Annotated in this window: 17 protein-coding genes and 1 pseudogene; 11 read left to right on the top strand and 7 right to left on the bottom strand. The window is 63.0% G+C overall.

Features of this window, described 5'->3' with window-relative positions; genetic code table 11:
* Both ABX75_RS27395 and ABX75_RS27390 read right to left on the bottom strand, forming a co-directional pair.
* Nucleotides 1-1334, bottom strand: a 1334-nt coding sequence (locus ABX75_RS27395) for a proton-conducting transporter membrane subunit (protein WP_047883072.1), incomplete at its 3' end; no start/stop codon positions are given.
* A 123-nt stretch (nt 1335-1457) separates the two neighbouring features.
* Nucleotides 1458-2393 (bottom strand): DMT family transporter, encoded by a 936-nt coding sequence (locus ABX75_RS27390; RefSeq protein WP_047883071.1) that lies wholly within the window; start codon nt 2391-2393, stop codon nt 1458-1460.
* A gap of 92 nt (nt 2394-2485) precedes the next feature.
* Here ABX75_RS27390 and ABX75_RS27385 point away from each other — a divergent pair, with 92 nt between their 5' ends.
* The 11 genes from ABX75_RS27385 to ABX75_RS27335 all read left to right on the top strand — a co-directional run bounded on the left by ABX75_RS27385 (nt 2486) and on the right by ABX75_RS27335 (nt 13388).
* On the top strand, nt 2486-3049 hold the full coding sequence (locus tag ABX75_RS27385; protein ID WP_047883070.1) for a helix-turn-helix domain-containing protein: 564 nt from the start codon (nt 2486-2488) through the stop codon (nt 3047-3049).
* A gap of 155 nt (nt 3050-3204) precedes the next feature.
* On the top strand, nt 3205-4401 hold the full coding sequence (locus tag ABX75_RS27380; RefSeq protein WP_034114217.1) for an SfnB family sulfur acquisition oxidoreductase: 1197 nt from the start codon (nt 3205-3207) through the stop codon (nt 4399-4401).
* 12 nt (nt 4402-4413) lie between these two features.
* Nucleotides 4414-4740 (top strand): acyl-CoA dehydrogenase, encoded by a 327-nt coding sequence (locus ABX75_RS27375; RefSeq protein ID WP_034098753.1) that lies wholly within the window; start codon nt 4414-4416, stop codon nt 4738-4740.
* The gene (locus ABX75_RS27370; RefSeq protein ID WP_047883069.1) at nt 4740-6164 is read left to right on the top strand and encodes an LLM class flavin-dependent oxidoreductase; all 1425 of its coding nucleotides are present in this window, start codon (nt 4740-4742) and stop codon (nt 6162-6164) included. The genes ABX75_RS27375 and ABX75_RS27370 overlap by 1 nt, the downstream gene beginning before the upstream one ends.
* Nucleotides 6165-6301: 137 nt before the next feature.
* Nucleotides 6302-7150, top strand: a complete 849-nt coding sequence (locus ABX75_RS27365; protein WP_034098749.1) for an AMP-binding protein — start codon at nt 6302-6304, stop codon at nt 7148-7150.
* A complete protein-coding gene (locus ABX75_RS27360) occupies nt 7147-7917 on the top strand; it encodes an ABC transporter ATP-binding protein (protein ID WP_047883068.1) in 771 nt (256 codons plus the stop codon). Before ABX75_RS27365 ends, ABX75_RS27360 begins: the two co-directional genes overlap by 4 nt.
* A complete protein-coding gene (locus ABX75_RS27355; protein WP_034098745.1) occupies nt 7917-8798 on the top strand; it encodes a branched-chain amino acid ABC transporter permease in 882 nt (293 codons plus the stop codon). Before ABX75_RS27360 ends, ABX75_RS27355 begins: the two co-directional genes overlap by 1 nt.
* Nucleotides 8799-8802: 4 nt before the next feature.
* Nucleotides 8803-9852 carry a branched-chain amino acid ABC transporter permease gene (locus ABX75_RS27350; protein ID WP_034098743.1) on the top strand — a complete coding sequence of 350 codons (1050 nt, stop codon included), beginning with the start codon at nt 8803-8805 and terminating at the stop codon, nt 9850-9852.
* A 17-nt stretch (nt 9853-9869) separates the two neighbouring features.
* Nucleotides 9870-11210, top strand: a complete 1341-nt coding sequence (locus ABX75_RS27345; protein ID WP_034114206.1) for an ABC transporter substrate-binding protein — start codon at nt 9870-9872, stop codon at nt 11208-11210.
* Nucleotides 11211-11213: 3 nt separating this feature from the next.
* Nucleotides 11214-11981: an ABC transporter ATP-binding protein gene (locus ABX75_RS27340; RefSeq protein WP_047883067.1), complete on the top strand. Its 768-nt coding sequence runs from the start codon at nt 11214-11216 to the stop codon at nt 11979-11981.
* A 12-nt stretch (nt 11982-11993) separates the two neighbouring features.
* Complete coding sequence (locus ABX75_RS27335) at nt 11994-13388, top strand: FAD/NAD(P)-binding protein (protein ID WP_047883066.1); 1395 nt, start codon at nt 11994-11996, stop codon at nt 13386-13388.
* Nucleotides 13389-13533: 145 nt separating this feature from the next.
* Here the strand turns inward: ABX75_RS27335 and ABX75_RS27330 are convergent.
* The 5 genes and pseudogenes from ABX75_RS27330 to ABX75_RS27310 form a co-directional block, all read right to left on the bottom strand.
* A pseudogene (locus ABX75_RS27330) lies at nt 13534-13851 on the bottom strand (HlyD family secretion protein); the annotation flags it as partial.
* Between the two features lie 81 nt (nt 13852-13932).
* On the bottom strand, nt 13933-15177 hold the full coding sequence (locus tag ABX75_RS27325) for an efflux RND transporter periplasmic adaptor subunit (RefSeq protein ID WP_047883064.1): 1245 nt from the start codon (nt 15175-15177) through the stop codon (nt 13933-13935).
* Nucleotides 15167-16645, bottom strand: a complete 1479-nt coding sequence (locus ABX75_RS27320; protein WP_047883063.1) for a TolC family protein — start codon at nt 16643-16645, stop codon at nt 15167-15169. Before ABX75_RS27320 ends, ABX75_RS27325 begins: the two co-directional genes overlap by 11 nt.
* On the bottom strand, nt 16638-17837 hold the full coding sequence (locus ABX75_RS27315) for an ABC transporter permease (protein ID WP_034098731.1): 1200 nt from the start codon (nt 17835-17837) through the stop codon (nt 16638-16640). The genes ABX75_RS27320 and ABX75_RS27315 overlap by 8 nt, the downstream gene beginning before the upstream one ends.
* Entirely contained in the window at nt 17834-18538 is a 705-nt protein-coding gene (locus tag ABX75_RS27310; protein WP_047883073.1) for an ABC transporter ATP-binding protein, read from the bottom strand. The genes ABX75_RS27315 and ABX75_RS27310 overlap by 4 nt, the downstream gene beginning before the upstream one ends.
* Between the last annotated feature and the right edge of the window lie 485 nt (nt 18539-19023).

Raw genomic sequence — 19023 nt, 5'->3', positions numbered from 1 at the left:
AGCTGGGGCAGGTTGGTGGGGGGCGGGCCGAAGAACACATCCACGGTAAAACGCAGTGCATAGGCGACGCTGAAGGTGCCGGCAATGGTGGCGATCACCGGCAGTGCGATTTCCACCCATTTTGTCGCCGAGATAAATACGGTCTCGGCGAAGAACATCTCTTTGGACAGGAAGCCATTGAGCAGCGGCACGCCGGCCATGGACGCGCTGGCCACCATCGCCAGGGTCGCGGTGAACGGGATCAGGCGCACCAGGCCGCTGAGTTTGCGGATATCCCGCGTGCCACTTTCGTGGTCGATGATGCCCGCAGCCATAAACAGCGAGGCTTTAAAAGTGGCGTGGTTGAGGATGTGGAACACCGCAGCTACGGCGGCCAGCGGGCTGTTGAGGCCCAGCAGCAGGGTGATCAGCCCGAGGTGGCTGATGGTGGAATAGGCCAGCAGGCCCTTGAGGTCGTTTTGGAACATGGCGCAGTAAGCGCCGAGGAGGAGGGTGAGGGCGCCGGCACCGCCGACGATCCAGAACCATTCTTCGCTGCCGGACAGCGACGGCCACAGGCGGGCCAGCAGGAACACGCCGGCCTTCACCATCGTCGCCGAGTGCAGGTAGGCCGAAACCGGCGTGGGCGCGGCCATGGCGTGGGGCAGCCAGAAATGGAACGGGAACTGCGCGCTCTTGCTCAAGGCACCGATCAGCACCAGCGCGAGCATCACCGGGTACAGCGCGTGCGCACGAATCTGATCGCCCGCCGCCAGTACCAGGTCCAGGTCGTAGCTGCCGACGATATGCCCCAGCAGCATCACGCCCGCCAGCAGGCACAGACCGCCCGCGCCGGTGACCATCAGCGCCATATAGGCACCGCGTCGCGCATCGGCGCGGTGGTGCCAATAGCCGATCAGCAGGAACGAGAACAAGCTGGTCAGTTCCCAGAAAAACACGATCTGGATCAGATTACCGGAGATCACCAGGCCCAGCATGGCGCCCATAAAGGCCAGGAAAAACGCGAAGAAGCGCGGTACCGGGTCGTCCGGCGACATGTAATAACGCGCATACAGCGACACCAGTGTGCCGATGCCCAGCACCAGCATTGAGAACAGCCAGGCGAAGCCATCCATGCGCAGCACGAAATTCAGCCCGAGGCTGGGCAGCCACATGAATTCTTCGCGAATCACGCCGCCGTAGGCGACCTGGGGGTACAGCAAAGCGACTTGAATGGTGCCGACCAGCGCCACCAGGCCGGCCAGCAGGGATTCGGTATTACGTGCGTTATGCGGCAGCAAGGCCGCCAGACAGCTGCCGATAAAAGGCAGAAGCAGTAGAACTATCAGGGACATAGGCTTCTAATCTGCGGGAGTTTGGGATGCATCATACGTGCCGCTTTCTGGATCACCAAACGGCAAGATGTGGCAGGATCCTACAGAATAGAGCGAAGAGGGCTACCGATCGTTCCCCGGCCATCAATGGCCTTGCTGGCGTTCTTCCTGCAATCCATCGTCAACCGCCAATGCTTTCTGCCCCTTGGTCTTGATCTCGCTCACAATCACCGCCACCACGATCAGCGCCGCGCCCAGCATGGCAATCGGCGGGAAGCGCTCACCGGCAATCCGCCCGACCACGCCAGCCCACACCGGCTCGCCGGCATAGATCAACGTGGCCCGTGTTGGCGAGACGCTTTGTTGCGCCCAGTTCATCGCCACTTGGATCACCGCGCTGGTCAGGCCCAGGCCCACCGCACTGAACAGCAGCAACCACGAGAACCCCGGCAGCACCTCGCCCATCGGCACCACCATTAAAAATGACAGCAGCGATGCAGTGGCCAGTTGCACCACGGTCACGCGGCGCACGTCCACCTGGCCGGCGAACGCGCTGATCAGGATGATTTCGGCGGCAATCGCGATGGCGCCGATCAAGGTAGCGATTTCCCCGGCGCTGAAATTCAGCGATGCACCCGCCGGGCCGGTCAGCAACATCAGCCCGGCAAACGCCAGCATGATACCCAGGCTCGGCATCAGGCCTGGACGACGGCCCAGCACCAGCCATTGCAGCAACGGCACGAAGGGCACATACAAAGCGGTGATAAACGCCGATTGGCTGCTGAGGATGGTTTGCAGGCCGATGGTCTGCAAGCCGTAGCCGAACATGATCGCTACACCGATAAATACCCCGGCCTTCAACTCGAACAACGTCAGGTCGCGCAGGGTGCGCAAGGAAAAGAAACCGACCGCAATGGCCGCCGCGGCAAAACGCAGGCCCACGAAGAACATCGGCCCGCTGACAGCCATGGCATGCTGCACCAGTAAAAAGGTGCCGCCCCAAATCATGGTGATAAACACCAGGATGCACTCGGCTTTGCTGAATCGATGGAAACGCGATGGAGAGTTCGGGGTGGTCATGTGGGCTCGGTCTTGCAAGGAAAAGGCACGGACCGCACAATGCGCCGCACGCTGGGCAGTATACTGCGCACACCCACCCATTGAGCAATATAGTGCACAAAGAAAATCCGCAGCGGGCTTCGGTCCTGCAACACGTCAGCCAGAACGTTCGTCGCCTGCGTCACGCCGCCGAACTCAGCCAGACTGCGCTTTCGAAAAAGTCCGGGGTCAGCCGGCGCATGCTGGTGGCCATCGAGGCCGGCGAGAAGAACGTCAGCCTGTCGACGCTCGACCGCGTCGCCGAAGCTTTGGGCGTTGCCTTCAGCGACCTGATCCAGGCCCCGGACGTGCGCGACCATAGCCGTATCAACGAGCTGGCCTGGGCCGGCGAAATCGTCGGCAGCAAGGCCGTGTTATTGGCCAAGGCCACCGCGCGGCGCGAGGTCGAGTTGTGGGAGTGGCGCTTGGAACCAGGCGATATTTACTCCCCCGACCCCGATTTGGAAGGCTGGAGCGAGCAACTGTTCGTGTTCGAAGGCTGCTTGACCCTGGTGGTGCGCGACCAGGAAAACACCATCGCTGCCGGTGAGTTCTTTATGTTTGCCAGCCATCAACCCCACGCCTATCGCAATGACGGTGAGGTGGCCGTGCGTTTTGTGCGCAACGTGGTGATCTAACTGTTTGCCAGGCAACAGTGGAACCACACTTTGCTGGTTAAACACATCAGCTGGCATCGCATTTAAGCAGCAAGTCGCTGATTTTATTGGCGATTAAAATCAGGCACGACTCCTGCAATGCCCAGGTCATCCCCATCGGAACCTGGAGTCGGCCCATGTCAGCCCACCCTCTACACCCTGCCCATATCATCCGCTCGGATGCTGAAGCCATTGAGGTGGCTACGCGCCTGGCCGAACGCTTTGCCGTTGGCGCCAGTGAGCGCGATCGTGAACGCCGCCTGCCGGTGGCCGAACTCGACGAGTTTTCCGCCAGCGGCCTGTGGGGCATCACCGTGCCCAAAGCCTACGGTGGCGCCGAAGTGTCCTATGTGACGGTGGCCGAGGTGATCAAGTTGATCTCCGCCGCCGACCCCTCCCTCGGGCAGATCCCACAAAACCACCTCGGCGTGGTGGACCTGCTGCTGCACACCGCCAGCGAGGAACAAAAGCGCTATTACTTCGGCAAAATTCTCGCCGGTTATCGTTTCGGCAATGCGTTCTCCGAGGCCAAGAGCAAAAACGCCGGGACCTTCGACACGCAAATCCGCATCGATGGCGACAGTGCGCAGATCAACGGTGAAAAGTTCTATTGCACCGGCGCACTGTTCGCCCACCTGGTGCCCACCGTCGGCAACAACGAGCACGGCCAGGCGCTGATTGCCTTCGTCGAGCGCGACGCGCCAGGGCTGAGTGTGATCGACAGCTGGGACGGCTTCGGCCAGCGCACCACGGCCAGTGGCGGGGTGACCCTCGATGGAGTAACGGTGCCCCTGAGCGCGGTGATACCGGCACACCTGGCCTTCGACCGACCCACCGCCAATGGCCCGATCTCGCAGATCATCCAGGCCGCCGTCGACACCGGCATCGCCGTAGGCGCTTTGGAGCAGGCCAAGCTCCACGCACGTCAGGCGCGGCCCTGGATCGACAGCCAGCAGGATCATGGCTGGCAAGACCCTTTCACGATTGCCGCCATCGGTGACCTGGCGTGGCGCGTGCACGGCACCGAAGCCATTCTCGCCAAGGCTGGCCTGGCGGTGGACCGGGCTCTGGCCGAGCCGAATGAAGACAGCGTCGCTCAAGCTTCGCTGGTGGTGGCCCAGGCCAAAGTGCTGTCGGCGGAAACCGCATTGCTCGCCAGCAGCAAATTGTTCGAACTGGCCGGTACGCGCTCGGTGACGGGCAAGTACAACCTCGACCGGTTCTGGCGCAATGCCCGCACCCACACCCTGCACGACCCGGCCCGCTGGAAATACCACTTGATCGGCAATTTCGTGCTCAACGGCGTGAAGCCTGCACGCCACGCCTGGAACTGAGAGACCTGACCCATGACCACACTGACCCTTGCGCGCCAACTGCTGGACAGCACCCGTCGACATGTCGAACGCAGCGATGACCCCTACGTGATCAGCCGCTTTGGCGATCTGCAGATCCGCGTCGACGTGGCCGCCGCCTTGCTCGAACGGGCCGAGACCCACCCCAGCCCGGTCGCCCGCGCTGAAGCGCAGATTGCTGCGGCCGAAGCGCTGATTGCCGCCAGCAACACCGAATTCGAATTGACCGGCCAACGCAGCGCGCTGCCTTCAAGCCTGGATAACCCGCTGCGTCACACCTACCACGCAGTCGGTAACTACCACCTCAACGGAGTGCACTGATGGCCCGTGAAATTCGCCTGAATGCCTTCGACATGAATTGCGTCGGCCACCAATCCCCCGGCCTATGGGCGCACCCGCGCGACCGTTCGTGGCAGTACAAGGACTTGGCGTACTGGACCGACCTGGCACAAATCCTGGAGCGGGGCAAGTTCGACGGGTTGTTTATCGCCGATGTGCTGGGTATCTACGACGTGTACAACGGCAATGGCGACGCAGCGATTCGCCAGGCCACCCAAGTGCCGGTCAATGATCCGCTGTCGCTGATCGCCCCTATGGCGATGGTCACCGAACACCTGGGGTTTGGCCTGACGGCCTCGCTGTCGTTCGAACACCCGTACCCGTTCGCGCGCCGGCTTTCGACCCTCGATCACCTGACCCAAGGCCGCATCGGCTGGAACATCGTCACCTCGTACCTGGAAAGCGGGGCCAAGAACCTGGGGCAGAAAGCCCAGACCGAACACGACGCGCGCTATGACTATGCCGAAGAGTACCTGGAGGTTTGCTACAAACTTTGGGAGGGCAGTTGGGAGGAGGGCGCGGTATTGCGTGATCGCGAGCGCCGGATATTCAGCGACCCGAGCAAAATCCATGAGATCCGCCACGTCGGCAAGCACTTCCAGGTGCCCGGCATCCACCTGTGCGAGCCGTCGCCGCAGCGCACGCCGGTGCTGTACCAGGCCGGTGCGTCCAGCCGTGGCAAGCAGTTCGCTGCCGAGCAGGCCGAGTGCGTGTTCGTCGCGGCGCCGTCCAAGGTGCTGCTGAAAAAGACCGTCGCCGATATTCGCCGCCGCGCGGCCGAGGCAGGGCGGGACCCCAGGAAAATCCTGATTTTCAACTTGCAGACGGTGATCGTCGGCGAAACCGATGCCCAGGCCAAAGCCAAGTTCGACGAGTACAAAACCTACGTCAGCTACGAAGGCGCCATGGCGTTGATCTCCGGCTGGACCGGCATCGACTTCAGCCAGTTCAAGCCCGACGAACCGCTCAAACATGTGCACACCAACGCCATTCAATCGGCGGTGGAAGCCTTCTCCACGGCCGACCCGAACAAGGTCTGGACCCCCAACGAACTGGCCGACTGGGTCGGTATCGGCGGCTTTGGCCCGCTGTTCGTCGGCGGCCCAGAGACCGTGGCTGACCTGTTGCAGGAATGGGTCGAAGAGACCGACGTGGACGGCTTCAACCTGGCCTATGCGTTGACCCACGAAACCTTTATCGACGCCGTCGACTGGCTGGTGCCGGAGTTGCAGAAGCGTGGCGCGTACAAGACCGAATACGCCCAAGGCACGCTACGCGAGAAGTTGTTTGGTGATGGTGCAAGGTTGGGCTCGAACCACCCCGGCGCGGGCTACCGCAATTTATCTGGGGTACAAAAAACTACTGTGGGAGGGGGCTTGCCCCCGATAGCGGTGGGTCAGTCATGAGTGCTCTAACTGGCCCACCGCCATCGGGGGCAAGTCGAATCCTCGCACCGCCCCTCCCACAGTTGTCCTGTCTTGATACACAAATACTCAGCCAGCGGACCACCGCACGCACTCCACCCCAATAGGAGCAACCCCCTATGAGCGTGCACGAACCCAAGGCTCTCCTGGAACACCTGCGCCACTGGGCACAACTCACACCGCTGCACATTGCCCTGCGCCACAAGCGTCAGGGCCTGTGGCACGCGTGGCGCTGGATCGACGCCCTGCGCGACGTAGAACGCCTGGCCGATGGTTTGCGCCAGCAAGGTTTCAGCGATCAGTCTCGTTTGGTACTCAGTGGCGCCTTTGAGCCGAACCTGTTGTTGCTGGCGTTGGCGGCCCAGTCCGTCGGTGGTCAGGTGCTGACGCTTGCCGACAACCTGGAACCCCAGGCGCTGGAACAACAGCTATGGCGTATCCGTCCCAGCCACGTCTACGTGCAAGGCCGCCAGCCCGATTGGGCGTTTACCCAGCGGTTGGACTTTGCCCAACTGCTCGGTCCGGTCGACCCGGCGCAACACCTGCAGCGTTGGTGGCAACCCACAGCCGAAACCGCGCTGTGGAGCGAGGACAGTACCCAGTGGCAAGACGGTCTGGCCGTGGTGCTGGAGCAATGGCTGCACAGCGGCCACGGCCTGGCCTTCCCGGAGAACCCGGCGTCGGCGCGACGTGATCGCAGTGAAGTCGCGCCCACGGGGCTGCTGTTATCGCCAGCGCGTTTGCAACAGGTGGCCGACGACATCGAAAGCCGCCTTGCGCCCCACGGCACCTGGCGTCGGCGCCTGTGTGAGTGGGCCATCGCCGATGCCCGCAGTGGCCTGCGTCGGGTGCTGAAAAATCGCGTACGCCGGTTGTTGGGCTTCCAGCGCCTGACGTCTATCTGGCAACCCATCAAGTCCAATGTCGAGCCAACGTGGCTCGCCGAATTCAAACGGAAAAGCGCATGAGCCAAGCCATCCTCCAAGTGCGGGATATTTCGCTGTCGTTCAAAGGGGTCAAGGCGATCAGCGGGCTGTCGTTCGACGTGCAGCGCGGCGAGATATGCGCGTTGATCGGCCCTAACGGCGCCGGCAAAAGTTCGCTGCTCAATGTACTCAACGGCGTGTATCGCTTCGATGCCGGCGAGATCATATTCGACGACCAGCATTTCCAGCGCATCGACCCCTTGGGTGCGGCGCGCCGGGGTATCGGTCGCACCTTTCAGAACAACGCCTTGTTCAAAAAAATGAGCGTGCTCGACAACCTGCTCACCGGTCTGTCGCGGTATATGCGCAGCACTTTTATCGAGCAGGCCCTGGGCTTACCCCGGGCGCGACGCGAAGCCGAGGCGTTTGGCCTGCGCGGCCAAAGCGTCCTCGAATTTCTAGAGTTGCAAGTCCACCGCGATGTGCTGGTGGGCAATCTGTCCTACGGCCTGCAAAAGCGCGTGGAATTGGGCCGCGCACTGATCGCCGAGCCCAGCCTGTTGTTGCTGGACGAGCCCATGGCCGGCATGAACGCCGAGGAAAAACAGGAAATGGCTCGCTTTGTCGCCGATGTGAACCGGGACCTGGGCACCACGGTAGTGTTGATCGAACACGATATCGGTGTGGTCATGGGCCTGTCCGACCATGTGGTGGTGCTGGACTACGGGCGCAAGGTCGGCGACGGCACGCCCGCCCAAGTACAGGCCAACCCCGAGGTAATCGCCGCCTACCTGGGAGTCGTTCACTGATGACGTTCTTCTTTGAAACCCTGCTCGGCGGCCTGCTCGCCGGCACCCTGTATTCGCTGGTCGCCATCGGCTTCGTGCTGATCTACAAGGCCAGCGGCGTGTTCAATTTTGCCCAGGGCGCGATGCTGCTGTTTGCCGCGCTGACTTTTGTCAGCCTGCATGACCAGGGCGTGCCATTTGCCCTGGCGTTACTGCTGACGGTCATCGTGATGATTGTCGGCGCGTTGCTTATCGAACGGTTGGTCCTGCGGCCGCTGGTGAACCGTTCGCAAATCACCTTGTTCATGGCCACCCTGGGCCTGTCGTTCATTATCGAAGGCTTGGCTCAGGGCCTGATGGGCTCCCAGGTGCGCGCGCTGGACCTCGGGATAGACGACGTGCCGCTGTTTGTCGGGCCGCTGATGCTCAGCCAGTTTGACCTGGTCGCCGCGGCTGCCGCAGGGGTGCTGGTGACGGTGCTGGCGCTGCTGTTCAACAAGACCCGCATCGGCGTGTCGTTGCGGGCGGTGGCGGATGACACCACGGCGGCGCTGTCCATCGGCATCCACCTCAACCGCATCTGGCAGATCGTATGGGCGGTGGCCGGTGTGGTCGGGCTGGTGGCGGGGCTGCTGTGGGGGGCGCGCCAGGGCGTGCAGTTCTCGCTGTCGCTGGTGGTGCTCAAGGCGTTGCCGGTGTTGATTATCGGTGGCTTCACTTCGATTGGCGGGGCGATGGTTGGTGGGCTGATCGTTGGCGCCGCGGAGAACCTTGCCGAGGTGTACATCGGCCCGCTGATCGGCGGCGGCATCACGCCGTGGTTCGCCTATGTCCTGGCCCTGGCCTTCCTGTATATGCGTCCCGCCGGCCTGTTCGGCGAGCGCGCCATCGAGCGAGTCTGAACCTATGTCGATCCCTGTCGTTGAACACGCCGCGCCCTTGTTGCTGATCCAGCGGCGTGCGCCCTGGGGCCTGATCGGCTTGCTGGGCTTGGCCTTTATCGTGGTGCCGCTGTGGGGCAATGATTATTGGCTCAATGCGATTTTGATCCCGTTTCTGGTGTTGTCCCTGGCCGGTCTGGGCCTGAACCTGCTGACCGGCTACACCGGGCAGACCTCGGTGGGCGCTGCGGGCTTCATGGCGGTCGGTGCGTTTGCCACCTATGGCTTTTTACTGCGTTTGCCTGAGTTGGGCCTGCCGGTGGCGTTGCTCGGCGGCGGCGTGATCAGCGCGCTGGTGGGCCTGCTGTTTGGTTTGCCCAGCTCGCGGATCAAGGGGTTCTACCTGATGGTTACTACCCTGGCCGCGCAGTTTTTTCTGGAATGGTTGTTCGTCAAGTTTCCCTGGTTCTACAACTATGGTTCATCCGGCACCATTTCCGCGCCCGCGCTGACGTTGTTCGGCCATGACCTCAATACCCCGTTGGGCCGTTATTGGCTGACCCTGGTCAGCGTGTTGCTGTTGACCTGGACGGCCGTGAACCTCGTGCGCAGCCAGGTGGGGCGCAATTGGATGGCGATCCGCGACATGGACACCGCCGCCGCGGTGATCGGCATTCCGGTGGCGCGCTACAAGCGCCTGGCGTTTGCGGTCAGCTCGTTCTATCTGGGCATCGCCGGGGCGCTGTGGGCCTTCGCTTACCTGGGCACGGCCAGCGCCAGCAGCTTCGATATCAATCGCTCGTTCCAGATTCTGTTCATCATCATTATCGGCGGCATGGGCAGTATCGCCGGCAACTTTGTCGGCGCCGCGTTTATCAGCCTGCTGCCGATTTTCCTCAGCCACGCCGGTCAGGCGCTGTTCGGTGGCGCGGTGGATGCGGGGCAGTTGCAGAACCTGCAGAAAATCATCTTTGGCGTGTTGATCATCGTGTTCCTGATCAAGGAACCCGACGGTTTGATTCGCCTGTTGCACACCCTTCGCGATCGGCTGCGCCAGTGGCCGCTGCGTTTCTAACCTCAAGAGAACTTCCTATGCGTGCATCCTTCAAACAATCCCTGGCCGGCGCCGCGTTAGCCGTGGCTGCGTTCACCAACAGCGTACCCCCGGCGGTGGCGTCCCCGGACCAGCAATTTATCCCGCTGGCGACCTACCGGGTCGGCGCCTACGCGTCCAGCGGCGTGCAGGTGTGGGCCGGGATGATCGACTATTTGCGCTATATCAACGAGGTCGAGGGTGGCATCAACGGGGTGAAACTGGTGTGGCAGGAATGCGAGACCGAGTGGACCGCCGAGAAAGGCATCGAGTGTTACGAGCGCTTTAAAAACGGTCTGGATGGCGCCCCGGTCGCGGTGTACCAACCCAATGGCGCGCCAGCGGCTTATGCGCTGAGCGAGCGGGCCGAGGTGGACAAGATCCCGTTGATCACCCTCGGCTACGGGCGTACCGAGGCCACCGATGGCACCGTATTCCCCTACAACTTCCCGGTGATGCTGACCTTCTACAGCGAGGCATCGAGTTTGGTGAACTACATCGCCGAGCGGGAGGGCGGTTTCGACAAACTCAAAGGCAAGAAAATTGCCACGGTGTACCACGACTCGGCCTACGGACGTGAAACCCTCGGCCCGCTGAAGCTGCTGGCGGAAAAATACGGCTTTGAAAATATCCAGATCCCGGTGGCCGATCCGGGCAACGAACAATCCGCGCAATGGCGCCAGGTGCGCCAGGCCAACCCGGATTGGGTGTTCCTGCGTACCTGGGGCGTGTCCACGCCGGTGGCGGTGAAGACGGCGGCGCGCTTCGGCTTTCCGGTGGACCATATCATCGGCGATATCTGGGCCAGCTCCAGCGAGGACGTGCTGCCTGCCGGCGCCGCCGCCAAGGGTTACCTGGCGCTGACACCGTACCCGGCGGGGGCGGATTTCGAGATTCACAAACGCCTCAAACAATACGTGCTCGACAAAGGCCACAGCGACCTCAAGGACCTGAAGAACTTCGGCAGCGTCTACTACAACTCTGGCCTTGTGAACGCCGCCGTGGCGGTCGAGGCGATCCGCACCGCCCAGGCCAAGTTCGGCAAGCGTCCGCTCAACGGCGAAGAGGGGCGTTGGGGCCTGGAGCACTTGAACATCGACGATGCGCGCTTGAAAGACATGGGCTACCTGGGCCTGATGCAGAACCTGAAACTGTCGTGCCGCGATCACGAAGGTGGCGGCTCGGCGCGGGTGCAGCAATGGGACGGTGCGAACTGGACGCTGATCAGCGATTGGATCGCCGCCGACCGTGCGCTGCTGCGCCCGCTGATCGACGAGAAGTCCGCCGCGTTCGCCAAGGAAAAAGGCCTGACGCCACGCGCCTGCACCGGGGATGAATAAGCCATGAACCAGCCTGCCAGTGTGTCGGCGAGCCCGGCGCTGTTGACTGTCAACGATATCGAGGTGATCTACGACGGCGCGATCCTGGCGGTGGCCGGGGTGTCACTGCATGTGCCCAAGGGCGCCATCGTCGCCTTACTGGGTGCCAATGGCGCCGGCAAGAGCACCACCCTCAAGGCCATTTCCGGGCTGGTGCGCGCCGAGCGCGCCGAGGTCAGCCGGGGGGTGATCGAATATGCCGGTGCGGACTTGGCCGGCATTGATCCCAACCAGCGCGTGCGCCAGGGCATGGTGCATGTGCTGGAGGGCCGCCATGTGTTCGGCCAGCTCAGCGTGGAAGACAACCTGCGCAGCGGCGGCTTTGTGCGGCGTTTGAGCCGCAAGGCCATGGCCCAGGACCTGGAACGCATTTACACCTGGTTCCCACGGCTCAAGACCAAGCGCCACACCCGCGCCGGGCTGACCTCCGGCGGCGAGCAACAGATGGTCGCCATCGGCCGAGCGTTGATGACCCGTCCTACTTTGGTACTGCTCGACGAGCCGTCCATGGGTTTGGCGCCTATGATCGTGCAGGAGATCTTCGAGATCATTGCGCAGCTCAACCGCGAACAGCAGGTGAGCTTCCTGATCGCCGAGCAGAACATTAACGTCGCGCTCACCTATGCGGCCCATGGCTATGTGCTCGATACTGGGCGCGTGGCCTTGAGCGGCAGTGCCGCTGAACTGCGGGCGCGCGGCGACCTGCATGACATCTACCTGGGTAAACAGTAAGGGCGAACCTGCATGACGGAATCCACCCGCAACGCTGATGTGCTGATCATCGGCGGCGGCCTGAGCGGCACGATGCTGGCCGTACAACTGCTGCTCCTGCCCGGTCGGCGCCAGATCCTGGTGATCGAACCGCGCGCCGAACTGGGTCGGGGCGAGGCTTACAGTGCGGTCGAACTGGGCCACACCCTCAACGGCAACGCCGCGCGCATGAGTGTCGACCCGGACAACCCCGACGACCTCACGCAGTGGCTCACCGAACACATCGCGGCCGGCGGTTGGCCGGAGTCGGCCGAGCAGGCGGTGCCGATCAGCGAGCTGTTCCCGCCGCGCGGGCTATTTGGTGTGTATGCGCAGCAGCGGCTGGCCGAGGCCAAGGCACGCTCGGCGTCCACGGTGGAGCATGTCAGGGCCGAAGTGATCGACGTGCAGATGGATGCGGATTCAACCCTGCTGACCCTCGATAACGGCCAGCGGTTGCGCGGTAACTTTGCGGTATTGGCTACCGGCATGTTCCCGGCGGCGCGCACGCCGCAGACCCACTCCAGCGGCGTCAACGCGGCGGCGGTCGACCCATGGGACGTGGCGACCATGAGGCGCCTGGACCCACGCTCGACGGTGCTGATTATCGGCTCCGGGTTGACCATGGTGGACGCCGTGGTGTCCCTGGAACAGGCCGGGCATCGCGGGCCCATCGAGATCTTTTCGCGCCATGGCCTGTTGCCCCATGTGCGCCGGCAACCGCCGGCCTGGGACAACTTCCTGGCTGCCGACCCGGCCTTGCGCAGCCCTCGGCAACTGCTGCGCGAACTGCGTCGCCAATGCAGCATCGCGCAGGCCCAGGGCATCGACTGGCAAGCGCCGCTGGACACCGTACGCGCCCATATCGGCCGTCTCTGGAGCCAGGCCAGCGAGCGCGAGAAGCGCCAGTTCGTGCGCCATGTGCGGCCGTGGTGGGAAAGTCATCACCACCGCTCGCCGCCGCTGAGCGCGCAGCTGGTGGCGCGTTTGCATGAGGAGGGGCGGTTGCGCATTCGTGCGGCGTCATTCAAGGGGCTGGTGCCCGCGCAAAGCGGCGTCACCATCGCGGTGCGCCAACGCGGCGAACAAACGCTCACTCAAGTGACGGGCGCGGCGCTGATCAACTCCAGCGGCATCGAATACGACTGGCGCCGCGTAGCCCGGCCCTTGCCGCAGCAGTTGCTCAAGCGCGGGTTGATCCAGCCAGGGCCGTTGGCATTGGGCATCGCGGCGGATGCCTCGGGGGCGGTGCTGGATGCCCAGGGCCAGGTCAGCGCGCGGCTGTTCGCCATGGGCCCGCCGTTGCGCGGAATGTGGTGGGAGAGCACGGCGGTAACGGATGTGGCGCTGCAAGCCAAAGCCCTGGCCTCGAAGCTGGCAGCGGTCTAACAGAAGCTGACAAAGGACTAAAAGAAGCTGACAGAGAACTTAATGTGGAAGGGGGCTTGCCCCCGATGGCAGTGTGTCAGTTGGCCAATTCTTGACTGAGCCACCGCCATCGGGGGCAAGCCCCCTCCCACAGTGGAATCTTCATTTATTTTGAGATTTTCACAAGGCCGGGTTTCAGGCCGAACACCTCAACCCCTTGCGCCGTCGACTGGCCGGTGGTGACCTTCACCCGTTGCACCGGTTTATCCATCGCCTCGCGGTACGCCACCGTCATGTCCGGCTCAATCGCCTGGCTGGGAATCACGATCGCCTGTTCATTGTTGTAAGTGACGATGGTCAGCCGCGCACTCATGCCCAACCGCACCCGCTGTAGCTGCTCTGGGGTGAGTGTGGGGATCGACAAGGTCACCGGAAACTGTGCGCTGCCCTGGGTGTCGCTGGCGATGGCCAGGCCGCTGACCACGAAGCTGACAGAGGTCTGATAGAAGCTGACAAAGGACTTAATGTGGGAGGGGGCAAGCCCCCTCCCACAGTGGTTCTTCATTTATTTTGAGATTTTCACAAGGCCGGGTTTCAGGCCGAACACCTCAACCCCTTGCGCCGTCGACTGGCCGGTGGTGACCTTCACCCGTTCCACCGGTTTATCCATCGCCTCGCGGTACGCCACCGTCATGTCCGGCTCAATCGCCTGGCTGGGAATCACGATCGCCTGTTCATTGTTGTAAGTGACAATGGTCAGCCGCGCACTCATGCCCAACCGCACCCGCTGTAGCTGCTCTGGGGTGAGTGTGGGGATCGACAAAGTCACCGGAAACTGTGCGCTGCCCTGGGTGTCGCTGGCGATGGCCAGGCCGCTGACCACGCTGACGGAGCCCTTCAGCCGTTCGCCGTCGAACCCGTCGCCCATGACTTCCACGGCCTGGCCCTGGTGCAGTTGGTTGATATCCAGCTCCGACACCTTGGCGACGATCTTCAACCGTTCGATATTCGCCAAGCCAAACAGCACCTGGCCCTGGCTGACCTTGCTGCCGGCCTGGATCGGCGCGTTGGCGTTGCCACCACCGGCCGGTGCGTTGTTGCCGGGGGCGGGTACAACGATGCCGGAGAACGGCGCCTTCACCTCTTGGGCTGCGAGCAGGGTGCGCAGGGCCTCGTATTTCACGGTGGCGTTGGTCAGCTCCATTTCGGCGATCTGGCGGTATTCGCCCTTGCCCTGTTCCAGCGCCTGTTGCAGTTCGCTGCGGGCCGAGGCGAGGTCCAATTGCTGCTGCTGGGCTTGCTGGCGTAGGTCGTCCAATTCGTTGCGCGGGATGATGCCGCGTTTGAACAGATTCTCGCTTTCGGTGAGTTTGCGTTGCGTGTTGTCGGCGCTCATCTGCGCGGTGCGCAGGCTGCGGCGGGCGCGGCTGACGGTGGGGCTGCTGTCCCAGTCCTGCATTTCCTGCACGGTGCGCCGGGCCTTGAGTTGGGCGGAGAGGGCATCGCGCAATTGCACTTCGAGGGTGGCCGGGTCCATGCGCAGCAACACCTGGCCGGCCTCGACCCGCTGGCCTTGCTCGACCAGATTGGCCTGCACATTGCCGTCAAACGGCGCGGTGAGCACGAGCGTGGTGTCGGGCTCGATTTTGCCCACCAGGCCGATCTCATGCACCAGCGCGTCGGGCTTGACCGCCAGCCACTGCTCGGGCGTGCCGTCGGGAGCGGAGGCCGGGCTGCGCAGGGCCAGCCCCACGCCGCCCAGCAGCAGGATCAACACAGCGCCCAGCAGGGCTTTTCGATTAATAGTCATTGAGGGCGATTTCCCAACTTTCCAGCGTCATGCCCAGGGTCAGATCGAGCTGGGTCTGGGCGTTCAGATAAGCGATCAACGCGTTGAGCTGCGCGTTTTCAGCGTTGCGCAAGTCGGTCTCGAAGCTCAACACCTGGAAGTTGGTGGAGCGCCCGGCGCTGAGTTTTTCCCGTTCGATCTCGATCTTGCGCCGCGACAGCTCCACGGCGCGCTGGGCGATTTCATACTGGCGCCAGCGTGTGCCCAGGTCGCGCACCACATCGTTGACGCTACGCTCCAGCTCTTGGCGGGCGTCGGTGATGCGCACCTGCTGGTCCTCGACATTCACGCGCGCGCGCACTTCGGCCTGGCGGGTGCTGATATCCCCGATGGGAATCTGCACCTGCACGCCGGCATAGCTGTCCCATGTGCGGTTATTGCTGCTGCCGGCGTCGTTATTGTAGGTGTCACGTATCTGGTTTGCGCCGGCCACCAGGTCCACCTGCCAACGCCCGGAGTCTTTGGCGATCACCAGATTGAGGTCGGCTTGCTGGCTGCCGAGCAGGGCAGCGAGGTATTCCGGCTGTTGGGTCTGCGCCAGGTTGAACGCCTGGCGCTTGTCGATTTGCATGGGTTGGGCCTCCAGGGCTTCGGTGGCGCGGATCGGCGTGGACAGGTCCAGCGCCAGCAGGCGCAGCAGCGCCAGGCGATTGGTGTCCAGCTGGTTCTGCGCTTCTTCCACGCCCAGTTGCTGGGTGGCGATATCGGCTTCGGTCTGCACGATTTCAAACTCGGCCATGCGCCCGGCGCCGATCAAGGCCCGGTTGACTTCCAGCAAGGTGCCGGAGCGCTTGAGCGCATCCTGCACAATGCTCAATTGTTCCTGAGCGCGCAGCAGCTCGCGGTAGGTGGCGATGATCTGGCTGATGGTCTGCGCAACGGTGGCCTTGAGGTTCAGGCGGTTGGCCTGTTCCGCCAGGCGTGACAGGCGCAGCGGTGCTGTGGTGGCATCCCAGCCGGCACCGCGCAGCAGCGGCTGGATGATCGCCAGGTCCAGGCCGTCGCTGCGGTAGCGGCCGGCGCGGTCGGCGTTGTTGAGTTGCTGGGTCCAGGACATGCTCAGGCGCGTGCCGTACTCGCCGAGCAGGCTGCTGGACGGCGTGACATTGGCATTGCGCGCGTTGTCGACCGAACCGCGGGTGCTGCGATAGGAACTGTTGAGGGTCAGCTTGGGGTTGAACACATCTTCGGCGACCCGCAGGTCGAATTTCTGCGCCACCCGTTGCAGGTAAGCGCTGCGGATCGCTGGATTGTTGCGCAGGCCCAGGTACACGGCGTCGCCCAGGGTCAGGTCGGTGATCTGGGCTTTCAGCGAGACGCCTCGGTCGTAGCCGCTGCGGGTGGTGCTGGGCGCCGAGGGTTTGATGACCACGTCGGCCGCCATGCCGGGCAGGCTGATCAGGGTGAGGCACAGCAGCCATCTATTCATCGCGCAGGGCCTCCACCGGCTGCAACCGCGACGCCGAGACCGCCGGGTAAATGCCGAAAAACAGGCCCACCAACAATGTGCTGCCCACCCCCAAGGGCAGGGCGGCGGCGGCCAGGTCGAACACCCAGCCCGACAACCAGGCGTACAACCAGGCGGCGGTCATGCCGAGCACCGCGCCGCACAGAGCGCCGACGGCGGTGAGGGTGACCGCTTCGAGCAAAAACAGATTGCGAATATCTCGCTGCCGCGCACCCAGCGCCATGCGGATGCCGATTTCGCGGCGGCGCTCCGAGACATTCATCAGCATCACGTTCATCACGCCCACGCCGCCGCCGATCAGGGAAATCGCGCCGAGGGCCAGCAGCAGGTAAGCGAAGGTACGACTCTGGCGCGTCATGCCATCGATCATTTGCTGGGGCACCTGGATGTCGACATCGTGCTCGGTGAGTTGGGCACGCAGGGCGTCGGCCGCGGCCCGGGCCAGGTGTTCCATGTCCTGGCCGGCAGCGGCGCGGATGATCAGGTTGTTGATCTGCGGCGCCGCGTAGATGCGCCGCATGCCCTCGGCGGGCAGAAACAGCGACTCGCCGGGCTGCACCGGCATCAGCATCGCCCGTGGCTGGGGCTGCAGCAGGCCCACCACCAGAAACAGGTAGTCGTTGATGCGCACGCGGTCCCCCAGCCGCACGGGATCCCCCGGCGCGCTCAGGGCCTGGGCAACGTCGGCGCCGATCACGGCGTAGGTTTCGTTGACATCGAAGCCCGACAGGAAGCGGCCGTGTTGCAAGGTCAGGCGCATCGCCGCAGCGACATCCGGCGTGCTACCGACGAAGTTGGCGTTGACGCTGCGCCCATGGAACACGATGGGCCCGCTGAACAGGCTGAGCGCGCCGATATGGGCGATGCCCGGAACGGCCTGGCGCACGGCGTCCAGGTCCAAGTGCGTGCGCATCGGCACGTTAGCGCTGCCCTTGGGGGGGAATTGCACCACCAGGGTATCGGTGCCCATGTCCTTGAAGATCAAGGCGGCATCCACCGAAGCGTTATGGCCGATATTGATCAGCGCCACCACCGACGAACTGCCGATAACGATGCCCAGCAGCGCCAGCATTGAGCGCTTGCCCAGGGTGCGCAGACTGACGAAGGCTTCATGCAGGAGCTGGCTGAGGCTTTGCTCGACCCGCAGGCTCATAGGCGCCCGACCTCTTGCACCACACCGTTGCGCACCAGGATCTTGCGCTCCAGGCGCTCGGCGATCTGCGGGTCGTGGGTGACGATGACCAGGGTGACCTGCTGTTCGCGGTTGAGGGCTAGCAGCAGGTTCATGATGTCCTGAGCGGTGCCGCTGTCGAGATTGCCGGTGGGTTCGTCGGCGAGGATCACCGACGGGTTGCCCACCAGCGCGCGGGCGATGGCCACGCGTTGGCGCTGGCCGCCGGAAAGATCGGCGGGGCGATGGTGGGCGCGCTCGGCCAGGCCCACCTGTTCGAGCATGCGCAGGGCCTGTTCCACCGAGGCATGGCGCGACACGCCGCGATAGCTCAGGGGCAGGGCGACATTGTCCAGCGCGCTCAGGCGCGGCAGCAGGTTGAAGCTCTGGAATACGAAACCGATCTGCTGATTGCGGATCGCCGCCAGTTCGTCGGGGCTGGCGCTGAAAATATCGTGGCCGGCGAAGTGGTACTGGCCGCAGTTGGGCAGGTCCAGCAGGCCGAGAATGTTGAGCAGGGTACTTTTGCCGGAACCGGAGGCACCGAGAATGCCGCAGCTGTCGCCACGGGCGATGCAGAGGCATACATCGTTGAGAATGGACAGTGCCTGCCCGGCCAACTCATAGCGTTTGCCGATGCCGTGCAAGGAAATCAAGCCTGGGTGCGTGGGGGTGCCTGTCATCTTGACTACGCCTTCAGTCTCGACGGTGCCTTTATCCCCCATGCAAAACGTTGTATCAAATGCGGGATTGACCGGTACGCGTCACGGACTGGTTTTATTTCTTGTTTTTAAAATATTGTTTGAATACTAACCGCGTTCCCTGGGCTTCGCCAGCCATGGATATAGAGCGGTTTTACCGATTGAAATGTTTTTTTTCGCGGTTCTCAGTAGGTTGCCTCAGTGCATTCAGTGAACTTCAAGGCGCCGTCCGGCAAGGCTTTGAAACCGGTGGCGATGTGTCACAGCTTGCTTTCGCACGACGGCCCCGGTATAAAAAATCAAATTATTTTTTAAAACAATATTTCCGTGGGATCCCTAAGGATGGTCTGAAGTAGTCCTGTATTTTCAGTCGACTTCAGCCGTCGCCGATTTTGAAAGCGGCAAACCAATCAAAAACGATCAGATCACCCGCTCATTTCAGTGTTTCGGCCGCCGCGATAACCTCG

It is taken from the genome of Pseudomonas sp. ARP3 (genome assembly GCF_001029595.1).
GTDB classification, from domain to species: domain Bacteria; phylum Pseudomonadota; class Gammaproteobacteria; order Pseudomonadales; family Pseudomonadaceae; genus Aquipseudomonas; species Aquipseudomonas rhodesiae.
The sequence above is the reverse complement of the archived record's forward strand: the minus strand, read 5'-3'. Positions and strand labels throughout refer to the sequence as shown.